The sequence below is a fragment of the Vreelandella venusta genome (genome assembly GCF_007989605.1).
Lineage (GTDB): Bacteria > Pseudomonadota > Gammaproteobacteria > Pseudomonadales > Halomonadaceae > Vreelandella > Vreelandella venusta.
Genome location: NZ_BJUL01000039.1, coordinates 1 through 11,168, shown reverse-complemented (window position 1 = coordinate 11,168; position 11,168 = coordinate 1). Strand labels below are relative to the sequence as shown.

The 11,168-nt window shown below is 54.0% G+C and carries 7 protein-coding genes; 5 read left to right on the top strand and 2 right to left on the bottom strand.

What is annotated here, in order from left to right; translation table 11 throughout:
- The first annotated feature begins 134 nt into the window (after positions 1-134).
- The 4 genes from HVE01_RS19390 (at position 135) to rsd (ending at position 5,457) form a co-directional block, all read left to right on the top strand.
- The gene (locus tag HVE01_RS19390; RefSeq protein WP_146945446.1) at positions 135-2,510 is read left to right on the top strand and encodes a Tex family protein; all 2,376 of its coding nucleotides are present in this window, start codon (positions 135-137) and stop codon (positions 2,508-2,510) included.
- Positions 2,511-2,651: 141 nt separating this feature from the next.
- Complete coding sequence (gene gshA, locus HVE01_RS19385; protein WP_146945445.1) at positions 2,652-4,292, top strand: glutamate--cysteine ligase; 1,641 nt, start codon at positions 2,652-2,654, stop codon at positions 4,290-4,292.
- The gene (locus HVE01_RS19380) at positions 4,289-4,786 is read left to right on the top strand and encodes a disulfide bond formation protein B (protein ID WP_125749927.1); all 498 of its coding nucleotides are present in this window, start codon (positions 4,289-4,291) and stop codon (positions 4,784-4,786) included. Before gshA ends, HVE01_RS19380 begins: the two co-directional genes overlap by 4 nt.
- A gap of 182 nt (positions 4,787-4,968) precedes the next feature.
- Positions 4,969-5,457: a sigma D regulator gene (rsd, locus tag HVE01_RS19375; protein WP_125749924.1), complete on the top strand. Its 489-nt coding sequence runs from the start codon at positions 4,969-4,971 to the stop codon at positions 5,455-5,457.
- Between the two features lie 188 nt (positions 5,458-5,645).
- Here rsd and HVE01_RS19370 read toward each other — a convergent pair whose 3' ends face one another.
- Both HVE01_RS19370 and HVE01_RS19365 read right to left on the bottom strand, forming a co-directional pair.
- Positions 5,646-8,720, bottom strand: coding sequence for an efflux RND transporter permease subunit (locus HVE01_RS19370; RefSeq protein WP_125749920.1), 3,075 nt, complete (start codon positions 8,718-8,720; stop codon positions 5,646-5,648).
- Positions 8,704-9,795, bottom strand: a complete 1,092-nt coding sequence (locus HVE01_RS19365) for an efflux RND transporter periplasmic adaptor subunit (RefSeq protein WP_146945444.1) — start codon at positions 9,793-9,795, stop codon at positions 8,704-8,706. The genes HVE01_RS19370 and HVE01_RS19365 overlap by 17 nt, the downstream gene beginning before the upstream one ends.
- Before the next feature lie 269 nt (positions 9,796-10,064).
- On the opposite strand from HVE01_RS19365, the gene HVE01_RS19360 reads away from it, so the two are divergent.
- Positions 10,065-11,039, top strand: coding sequence for a malate dehydrogenase (locus HVE01_RS19360; RefSeq protein ID WP_125749914.1), 975 nt, complete (start codon positions 10,065-10,067; stop codon positions 11,037-11,039).
- Positions 11,040-11,168 lie beyond the last annotated feature (129 nt).

Genomic DNA, 11,168 nt, shown 5'->3' with positions numbered 1-11,168 from the left:
GGTGGTGTTGTAGCGCGTGGTAAGCGAAGCGCACCCGCGAGGGAAGTTTCCCCATCGTAGCCAATTCATGCCAGTATCGTGCGATTGTGGTACCTTGTCGGCACCTCGAATGCTGCATGAGTTAGTTGCACGTTATGGATGTCAAACAACGTATTATTTCACGCTTAGCCACTGAGCTAAACGTACGGCCTGAACAGGTCTCCGCAACGGTAGAGCTTCTGGATGGTGGCGCTACCGTGCCGTTTATTGCTCGTTATCGTAAAGAGGTAACGGGTGCCCTTGATGATATTCAGCTGCGCCAATTGGATGAGCGCCTGCGCTATTTGCGCGAGCTAGAAGAACGCCGTGAAGCCGTACTAGCGGCCATCGATGAGCAAGGCAAGCTGGATGCCACGCTAAAAGCAACGATTCAGGCAGCTGAGACGAAGCAACGCCTAGAAGACTTATACCTACCGTTTAAGAAAAAGCGCCGCACGAAAGCACAAATTGCCCGTGAAGCGGGCTTAGAGCCACTGGCGGATGCCCTATTGGCGAATCCGCAGCTTAATCCCGAAAGCGAAGCAGCACAGTACCTGCGCCCTGAAGAGGGCGATATTCCAGCCATTGAAGATGCCAAAGCCGCCCTTGATGGTGCTAAGCAAATTCTCATGGAGCGCTTCGCCGAAGACCCTGAACTTATTGGCCTGTTGCGTGAACGGTTATGGCAAGAGGGCGAATTAAGTGCCCGCGTGCTAGACGGCAAGCAGCAGGAGGGCGCGAAGTTCTCTGACTACTTCGAACATGACGAGAAGCTGGCCAAGGTGCCATCTCACCGCGCGCTGGCTATGTTCCGTGGTCGCAACGAAGGTGTTTTAAGCCTGGCGATTCGCCTGCCGGGCGAAGAGGATGCGCCCATTCATCCGGCCCAGGTCGCCATTGCCAAACAAGTCGGCATTAGCGATGAAGGTCGCCCCGCCGACAAATGGTTGGGCGAAGTCGTGCGCTGGACGTGGCGTGTAAAACTCTATACCGCACTTGAAACCGAGCTGTTAGGTCGTTTGCGCGAGCAGGCAGAGTTAACCGCTATCGAGGTGTTTGCCGCCAATCTGAAAGACCTTTTGCTGGCCGCTCCTGCAGGGCAAAAAGTGACTCTCGCGATTGACCCGGGGCTACGAACCGGCTGCAAGATTGCGGTGGTGGATGCAACCGGTCAATTTATCGACCAAGCGACGATTTACCCCCATGCGCCGCAGAATCGCTGGGATGAATCGCTCAATGTGCTCGCTAAGCTAGTGAAACAGCACGGCGTTCAACTCATTGCCGTTGGTAATGGCACCGCCAGTCGCGAAACCGACAAGCTGGCAGGTGATCTGCTGAAGGCGTTAGCACCTGAACATCGTTTAAGCAAAGTTATGGTGTCTGAAGCGGGGGCGTCGGTTTACTCCGCATCGGAATACGCTTCCCGTGAGCTGCCGGATCTTGATGTCACCGTGCGCGGCGCTGTCTCTATTGCCCGCCGCCTGCAAGACCCGCTTGCCGAGTTGGTGAAAATCGAGCCGAAATCTATTGGTGTTGGTCAGTATCAGCACGATGTTTCTCAGGTGCAGCTGTCACGTAGTTTAGAAGTCGTCATAGAGGACTGTGTTAACGCAGTCGGTGTGGATCTCAATACGGCATCTAGCGCCTTGCTTTCACGTGTTGCAGGGCTAAGTGCTGTCATTGCTGAAAATATTGTTGCCCAACGCAACGTTAAAGGTGCCTTCAAAAGCCGTAAAGAGTTGTTGGAAGTTAGCCGCCTTGGGCCAAAAACATTTGAGCAGTGTGCTGGTTTTTTACGCATTAGCAACGCCGAAAATCCGCTGGACGCCAGTGCTGTTCACCCAGAGGCTTATACGCTAGTAGAGCGTATTGCCAAGCAGAATAGCCGGGATATAAAAGGCCTGATTGGTGATAGTGCGACGCTAAAAGCACTGAAGCCCGCCGACTTCGCTGATGAGCGCTTCGGTGTTCCTACCGTCAGCGATATTCTCAAAGAGTTGGATAAGCCAGGACGCGATCCGCGCCCGGAGTTTAAGGCGGCTGAATTCCGTGAAGGCGTCGAAACACTCAAAGACCTGAAACTGGGCATGGTGCTGGAAGGTACGGTCACCAACGTGACCCACTTCGGCGCTTTTGTAGATGTTGGGGTTCATCAAGATGGGCTCGTGCATATTTCAGCGCTCTCTGACCGTTTTATCGATGATCCCCGTAGCGTAGTCAAAGCTGGCGATATCGTTACAGTTAAGGTGATGAGCGTGGATATTCCCCGCAAGCGAGTAGGGCTTTCAATGCGTTTGAATGATGAGCCAGAACAGGCGCAAGCGGCTTCAGACTCCACTAACGGCGAGCCTCGTAAGCCTGCACGTAGTCAACGGTCGGCGAGTTCTGGACAGAATGGTCGTGGTCAGCGCCAGAGCGGAAAGTCCAGCGAAGCAGCGGCACCAATGGGCGCGCTCGGCGCAGCACTGCTTAAAGCAAAGCAGGGCAAATAGTCGCGCGCCTTGAATATTTAATGGTTGCCGCCATATCCTGCTGTCTATTCTCGGTAAAAAACGTGATAAACCACATGGCGATGCCAGCTGATTTCAACAAGGCCTGCTTTAAGCAGGCCTTACTAACAAGGAGTGTTCACCTTGTCTGAACCTCTCACTGTGCCATCCACACTGACTGCCCAGGTTGAGCGCTTGCTGCCTAGCGCGCGTTTAGGGCGTCTAGGTCGCCTGCGTCGCGGGGTGGAAAAAGAGGGCCTGCGCGTTGATGCCAACGGCCATATTGCTCAAACGCCACACCCCTACGCGCTGGGTTCAAAGCTAACCCACCCACATATCACCACTGACTACTCCGAAGCCCTATTGGAGTACATCACACCGGTGTATTCAGAACCCAAAGAAGCGCTGGCATTTTTATCAGACCTGCACACGTTTACCTATCACCACTTGGAAAACGAGTGGATTTGGCCAGGCAGCATGCCATCTCGGCTTTCCGGCAATGATAGCGTGCCGATTGCTGACTACGGCAGCTCCAATGTGGGCACCATGAAGCATGTCTATCGTAAAGGGTTGGATGTGCGCTACGGGCGTATTATGCAGGCTATCGCCGGAGTGCATTACAACGTGTCGCTACCTGATGATATGTGGCACGCCCTGCGTGAGCTTGAAAAAGCCACCAATATTCCTTTTAACGATTATCGCTCTACGCGTTATTTCGGCATGATTCGGCATTTTCGTCGTCATAGCTGGCTGCTGCTCTATCTATTCGGCGCGTCACCCGCCATCGACAAAAGTTTCCTGCCAACGGGCACAGTGCCTGAAAAACTTCAGACGCTGAGCGACGACACCTATTACGCCCCCTATGCGACCACGCTACGTATGTCGGATTTGGGCTATCAGAATAAAGTGCAGTCACAGCTTAAAATCTGCTTTAACTCGTTGTCTAACTACGTCAACACCCTGCGGCACGCTATTTCTACTCCGTGGCCTGACTACGAAAAACTGGGCGTGAAGAATGGCGACGAGTGGCAGCAGTTAAACGCCAATATTTTGCAGATTGAAAACGAATACTACAGCGATATTCGCCCTAAGCGAGTCGCCAAGCACAACGAAACGCCCAGTCAAGCACTGGAAGCGCGTGGGGTGGAGTACATCGAAGTACGCTGTTTGGATCTTAATCCATTCGACCCGCTAGGGGTCACCGAGGCGCAGATGCGCTTTGTTGATACCTTCCTAATGTGGTGTCTGCTCAGCGATAGCCCGTGGATTTCAGACGAAGAGTGCGACCGCTTAGACGACAATCGTCGTTTTGTCGTTGAGCGTGGGCGTGACCCAGCGCTGAAGCTGATCCATAACGGCAAAACGACGACTGTGAAGGAGTGGGGCGAGCAGATTTTTGCGGAAATGGCTGAAGTGGCACGGCTGTTGGATGCGGTAGAAGAGGGCGCGCCCCATGCGTCGGCACTTGCTGAGCTAGCGCCGCGGCTGAAAGACCCTTCTCTAACCCCCTCAGCGCAACTACTGGCGCGCCTGGAAGCTGGTAATGGCTCGCTCAGCGATACGCTGCTGCAATTGGCTCAAGAGCAGGCCGAGAAGCTTAAATCCACGCCCATGCTACGTTCTCGTGAAGCACTGCTTGCTCAGTTGATCGAAACCTCGCACCAACAGCAGCACGATATTGAAGAGGCCGACCAAGAGAGCTTTAGTGAGTTCCTAAGCACATACTTTGCCAAAGCGCGTGAATCCAGAGCGCTATCTGCTATTTCACCAGAGGATGGTCAATGACATCGTTAGCAGTTCGTCCCATCGCGTTGGCTGGCTTCGCCTTTTGTGTTCTGATGATGGCAGTAGCCTTGGGGCTTGAGCATATTATGGGGCTAGAGCCCTGCCCGTTGTGTGTGTTTCAGCGGGTCGCGGTGATTGCCGCAGGGCTGGTGCTGGGGATCGCTGCCCTCCACAACCCAAGTGGCAAAGTAGGCAAAGCTATCTACGGTTTACTGAGCTTAGCCGCAGTAGGTACCGGTGCTTTTATTGCTGGAAGGCATGTATGGCTGCAAGGCTTGCCCGCCGACGAAGTGCCGACCTGTGGCCCAGGCCTTGAGTACATGATGGATATCTTGCCGATGCAAGAAGTGGTTGCCATGGTGCTTACCGGCTCTGGTGAATGTGCTTCAATCGATTTCATGTTCTTAGGCTTGTCGCTGCCTGCATGGACCTTGATCGGCTTTTTATTGCTCGCCATTGCGCCTCTGCGTATTCTGTGGTCTTTAAAAGCATAGTCCGTAAAAACATGGCCATGTAAAAACATGGTCTGTAAAAAAGAGTTAAATAAGTGGTATGGTTTACGTTAATCGTTTGGCCTCATTTAATTAAGTAAACCGTACCCGCTAGGATTGACAGGTGTCCACGGACGCGCGAGTCTAGCTCAGTTGAAGACGGCTATCTGTAAGGAGAAAGCCCCATGCTCGAAGATTGCAAAAATGCCCTGGAGCGCTGGGGGGGCGTGCATAGCTTGATTGATCGCTGGCTTGATCAGCGTCGTTCGCTGTTAGTTAGCTTCATTGAGCTGCAAGAAGCGTGTGACGCCGAATTAGAGGCGATTAGCAAAGCACGCATTGACACCTTTAGTGAGTTGCTGATGGACTACATCAGCGCTGGGCACTTCGAGATTTATCCCCAGCTTGCTGAGGAAGCGAAGGCATTCGACGATGAGAGTGCGCTACAAATCGCCGCAAAGCTTCTTGAGCGCTTAGAAATGTCAACGGCCATGGTGCTGGAGTTCGATGAAGACTTCGCTTCACCGATTCGCTGTCAGCAGAATCTAGTGCGTTTACCCGCCTGGATTGATCGGTTAGCGAAAGGCTTGGCAGAGCGCTTCGCCCTCGAAGACCAGTTAATCGCCCGCCTGCACGCTGCTCACAGCCCCCAGCAGATGAAGTCACCAGCGTAGCGCTTTGTACTGCCCCGCGGGTGCGCTTCGCTTACCACGCGCTACAACACCACTGAGTTCAATGGTTGCATCCCTGTAGCGCGGTGTAACGAATCCTGCAAGGCACGAGCAAATGAGGCACCTACGAACGGTGCCCCATCCCCGTCTGCTATGCAGCCTCACTTCTCACTCTTTTCACTTCTCACTGCTCACCTATCACGCCTTAGTTTGCCGCCTATCACTAGCATGCAAGGGGTTAATAAGAGCGTCAGGGCGGTGGCGAACGTGAGGCCGCCTGCAATTGCGCTAGACATTTGTGTCCACCACTGAGCTGAAGGGGCATTGAAACCTAACGCGGGTGCGAAAAGATTAACGTTGATTCCCAGCACCATCGGCATTAACCCCAGCACGGTGGTAATGGCGGTGAGAAGCACTGGGCGTAAGCGCAGGGTGCCTGCTTCGAGTGCCGCTTCGGTTGGGGGCATGCCTTGCCCGCGCAGCTCGTTGTAAGTGTCGATCAAGACGATATTGTTGTTAACCACAATGCCTGCCAGGGCGATAATGCCCATGCCTACCATGACAATACCAAACGCTTGGCCAGTAACGAGCAGCCCCATCAAAACGCCCGCCGTCGAGAATACTATGGCCGATAGCACTAGCGCTGCTTGATAGTAGCTATTGAACTGAGTGACCAGAATCAGCGCCATCAGCCCAATCGCGATCAAGAAAGCGCTGATCAAGAACTGCATGGATTCCTGCTGATCTTCTTGCTCACCCGCCACATTAACCATCAAACCACTATCAAGTTGGCTTTTGCCTGCCTCTAGCAGCGCTCGCAACCGCTCGTCCGCTAAATAGCCGGGTGCTAAATCGGCCTCAACGGTAATCGCACGGCGTCCATCGATGCGATTCAGGGTGCCTACTTTGGGGGCGGGCGTAATATCTACAAAGTGTGCAATAGGCACTTGGCCGCGTGGGGTGTTGATCGTCAGCCGTTCAAGCTGGTTGAGCGTGCGCCAGTGTTCCGGTAAGCGAACACGAATATCCACCTCATCAGTAACGGTGGGGGGACGGTAGTTGGCCACTTGAAGGCCAGTGGTTAGTAGCTGTACGGCGCTACCAATGGTGGTGATGTCGGTGCCCATGCGGGCAGCAGCTTCACGATTAACTTTTACCTGCCATTCGACTCCCGGCAGGCTGCGATTATCTTGGATATCGGTAAAACCGCCTAGCTCGTGCATTAGTGCCGTAATTTGATCAACGCCAGCGTTTGCAATATCGGGATCGGTGGCGCTGACTTCAAGCACAATCGGTTTGCCGCCGCCAGGGCCCATCTCCTGCTCGCGAAACTCTAGCGTAATCCCCGGCAGGTCTTGGGTACGCTCGGCCATGTCAGCCAAAATCGTGCGGGCAGGGCGGCGCTGATACCAGTCGACAAACTGAAACTGCAACATCCCAATCACATCATTGCCCATTTGCTGGTTGGGCACTGCAAAAGAGCGTGCGTAAAGAGCTTCGACTTCCCCCATGCTGCCTAACCGGTTTTCCACTCGTTTTAGAATGGCGTCGGTTTCTTCAGCGGAAAAATCGCCTCGCGCACGTACCAGCACCTGGGCGCTGTCCGGCTCTACGCTGGGGAAGAAGTCAACCCCGTGATTAAAACGAGCATAGCCGGTATAAATCAATCCAATTAACAGCACCGCAAACACAAGCACCCAGGCAGGGTGTTGCAGCAAACGCCCGAGCACGCGGCGGTAGCCACGCCCAAGTGCCGTGCTTTCGTCGACTGGGCCAGCTCCCGCAGTTGCTATATGGGATGTGCGGGTAAACAGTCGGCCCAGGGTAGGCAAAAACACCAGGGCCATGGCTAGCGACGCTATAAGGCACAAGATGACCGTGGCAGGCAGGTACTTCATAAACTGGCCTACCACGCCAGGCCAAAATAGCAGCGGTATAAATACCGCAAGCGTTGTCGCGGTAGAAGCAATAACCGGCCAACTCATACGTGTTGCGGCATTCAGCCACGCTTGGTGGGGAGACTGCCCCTCATGGAGATGTCGATCAGCGAGTTCGCTGACCACAATCGCGCCATCCACTAGCATGCCAGCCACTAAGATCAGCGCAAATAACACCACAATATTGAGCGTAAAACCAAATGCCCAAACCAATAAAATGCCGGTTAAAAATGCGCCGGGTATAGTCAAGCCTACCAGCAGCGCCATGCGCCAGCCCATAACGGCTACGACAACAATTAATACCAGTACCACTGCGGTGAGCACGTTATTTAACAGCTCAGAGAGCATGTCTTGAACGGTAACCGACTCGTCTAAAATCGTGGTAATACGTAGTTGTTCCGGTAGTAGGTCGCCTGCCTGGGCAAATCGTTCTCTTACGGCTTCAATGGTGGCGATGATATTCGCCCCGGCGCGCTTGGAAATTTCCAGCACTACTGCTGGCTGGCCGTCGATGCGGGCAAAGCCTTCGGGATCTTTGTAGGTCGGTAAAATCCACGCAACATCACCAAACGTAACCACTTGGTCGCCGTCAACTTTCACCGGCATGTCCATGACATCGTTTAACGATTCGATAATGCCCGGTACTTTGAGTGCTAGCCGTCCAGCGCCAGTATCCAAGCTGCCTGCAGCAACCAGGCGATTATTGCGTGAGATTTGATTAAACAGCGTATCAAAATCAACGCCGTAACTTTCCAGTACCAGCGGATCAACGACAATTTCGAGTAAGTCCTCGCGGTCGCCAGCGATATCGACCTCTAGGACGTCAGCAATGCCCTCTATTTCCTCTTTTAAGCGACGTGCGATGGTCACCTGTTCTCGGGTATCCAACTCGCCGGAAAGGCCAATGCTCAACACCGGAAACTCGGAGACGTTAACCTCCATGACCCGGGGTTCGTCCGCTTCATCCGGTAAGCTACTGCGGGCGATATCCACGCGCTCGCGCACATCAGAAAGCGCTGTATCCGGATCAAAGCCAGGATCAAACTCCAGCGTCACCGACCCATGACCCTCGCTAGACTGGGCGGTAAATTTGCGTAGCCCTTCGATTCCACGCAGTTCCTGCTCCATTGGGCGAACTAGCAGGCGCTCACCATCTTCCGGGCTAACGCCTTCCAGCGAGAGCGAGACGTATATAATCGGGATAGTGACGTCCGGGTTGGCTTCCTTGGGAATCATCTGCCAGGCAGTGGTGCCCGCCAGCAGTAAGCCAACCAGGAGCAGTAGGGTGGTTCGCGTGTGGGTTAGCGCCGCATTAATCAACTGACGCATGACCACCTTCCTGGATAGACACTGGCGTTACGGTTTCACCTGGGCTAACTAACCCCGCGCCAAGGGTGATTAACTGCACGGAGCTGGGTAAGCCTGTCACGTAGGCGCGTTCGGTATCAGCACTGACCAGCTCAATAGCCGTTTGGGCAACGCGGTTATTTTCAACAACATGCTTGATAGCTAATTGACCCTGCTCGTTCAGATTAAAGAGAGCAGGCGATAGAGTATGCACCTGTCGAGGTGGCAGCGTTATGGTGAATTCAGCGCTACTGCCTGCTAGGCGTTGCCTTTCTGGATTGTCGAGCGTTACTTCGATATAGAACGTGCGAGTGGCTTCTTCTGCGCGGCTACTAATGTACGACACTTCGCCGGAAAGCGACTGACCATTGAGCAGTCGTGCGGTAACAGGTAAACCAACGCTTAACTCACCGATTTGCTGTTGAGCCACCCAAGCGGTGCCGATTAAGCGGCGGTCATCGATCAGTCGTGCCCACTCTTCGCCTGGCTGCAGCAAGTCGCCAAGCTCTACCTGGACACGGTCCAACACGCCTTCAAAGGGCGCGGTTGGGCGGGTATCGCTTAACTGCTTTTCCAACTGAGCTACTTGGGCTGCGCTGGCGCTCAAGGCACTTTGCAGGCGTAGCAATTCTGGCTGAGAAATTAGCTCACGACGACGCAAATTTTGGGCGCCGGCGTACTCCGCTTCAGCGAGCGTTAACTCGTCACGTGCCTGCCGTAGGCGTTGAGGGAGCGCATCGTTATCCAGTACCAGCAGTGTCTCGCCTCGGCTGACGGTTGCCCCTTGGGTCACGGGTTGCTCTGCGACATAGCCAGTCACGTTGGCACGCAGCAGGGTTTCTCTTTCCGCGGTCAGTTGGCCTTGCAGTACTTGCTTAGGGATATAGGGCGCGCTCTGCTGGGTCATCACTTCTACACGGGGTGTTGAGTCGCGTTCAGTGGTATTTACCTCAGGTGGGCTACTTTGGAAACGCTGAAAATCGCCAATCGCTAGCCATATCACAAGCGCCAGAACCAGCAGGCTAGCAAGCGCGTAAGAGTAGGGGATTCGTCGCATGGGGGAGTTATATCCGTATTAACCCAAAAAAATTACACAAGGTAAGTCATGCTGAAGAGGGTGTCAGGCTAAGAACTAAGGCTTAGCGGACCGGTATACCATAGCGCAACTGGCGTCTGGCAGCGAGTACCAAGCAACCGCGAGAATGGGTAGTAGTCTCATGTATGATTGAGTTTTTGTACATCTGGGCATACCATCTTTGCGTCTTGAGTTCTGTCGTCCCACTCTCAGGCGAGAACCCATCCTAGGCGAACCATCAAGGAGCAATGATGAAAGATCCAGTACGTATTGCGATTACCGGCGGTGCCGGCCAGATCAGCTACTCTCTTATTTTCCGCATCGCCGCTGGCGATATGCTGGGGCCGGATCAGCCAGTCATTCTCCAGCTTCTCGAAATTCCCCAAGCCATGGACGCCCTGAATGGCGTTGTCATGGAAGTTAACGACTGTGCTTTCCCGTTAGTGCAAGATATCGTTGCCACTGATGATCCGAACGTTGCCTTCAAAGATGCCGATTTCGCCTTGCTGGTAGGTGCACGTCCGCGTGGCCCGGGTATGGAGCGTAAAGATCTGCTGGAAGCCAACGCCGCGATCTTCTCTGTACAAGGTAAAGCGCTGAACGACCACGCTAGCCGCGACGTGCGCGTTCTAGTAGTTGGTAACCCGGCTAACACCAACGCATTGATTGCTTCTTGCAATGCGCCGGATTTAGACGCAGGCCAGTTCACTGCGATGACGCGTTTGGACCACAACCGTGCGCTAACGCAGTTGGCTCAGAAAACCGGCAAGCACGTTACTGACGTTGACAGCATGATTATCTGGGGCAACCACAGTGCTACCCAGTACCCGGATCTGGCACAGTGCAAAGTAGACGGCAAAGCCGCCTTCGATCTGGTTGAGCGTGACTGGTACGAAAACGACTTTATCCCGACAGTACAGCAGCGCGGTGCGGCGATTATCAAAGCCCGTGGCGCGTCTTCTGCTGCATCTGCGGCGTCTTCAGCGATTGATCACATGCGTGATTGGGCGCTGGGTTGCGATGGTATCGTTAGCATGGCAATCCCTGCTGACGGCAGCTACGGCATTGAAGAAGGCATCATCTACTCCTACCCAGTGCGTTGTCAGGGTGGCAAGTATGAAATCGTTCAAGGCTTTGAGTTGGACGCGTTCAGCAAAGAGAAGATGCAGGCCACCGAGAAAGAACTGCGTGAAGAGCGCGCGGCCGTTGAGCACCTGCTTGGCTAAGCATGCTAGCTAGCGTTCTTTGAGCTGTTCTAAACATGGCTCTGAGAACCATGCTCAGTAATACAAAACCCCGCAAGCACAAAGCTTGCGGGGTTTTTATTGGGCGGCTGCGCCGTTCGCGGGTGCCTC

What these genes read in the sequence shown, in the direction of transcription:
- rsd (WP_125749924.1), top strand. Translation starts at nt 4,969, where the DNA reads ATGCTCGAAGATTGCAAAAATGCCCTGGAGCGCTGGGGGGGCGTGCAT.
- HVE01_RS19365 (WP_146945444.1), bottom strand. Translation starts at nt 9,795, where the DNA reads ATGCGACGAATCCCCTACTCTTACGCGCTTGCTAGCCTGCTGGTTCTG.
- HVE01_RS19380 (WP_125749927.1), top strand. Translation starts at nt 4,289, where the DNA reads ATGACATCGTTAGCAGTTCGTCCCATCGCGTTGGCTGGCTTCGCCTTT.
- HVE01_RS19360 (WP_125749914.1), top strand. Translation starts at nt 10,065, where the DNA reads ATGAAAGATCCAGTACGTATTGCGATTACCGGCGGTGCCGGCCAGATC.
- HVE01_RS19370 (WP_125749920.1), bottom strand. Translation starts at nt 8,720, where the DNA reads ATGCGTCAGTTGATTAATGCGGCGCTAACCCACACGCGAACCACCCTA.
- HVE01_RS19390 (WP_146945446.1), top strand. Translation starts at nt 135, where the DNA reads ATGGATGTCAAACAACGTATTATTTCACGCTTAGCCACTGAGCTAAAC.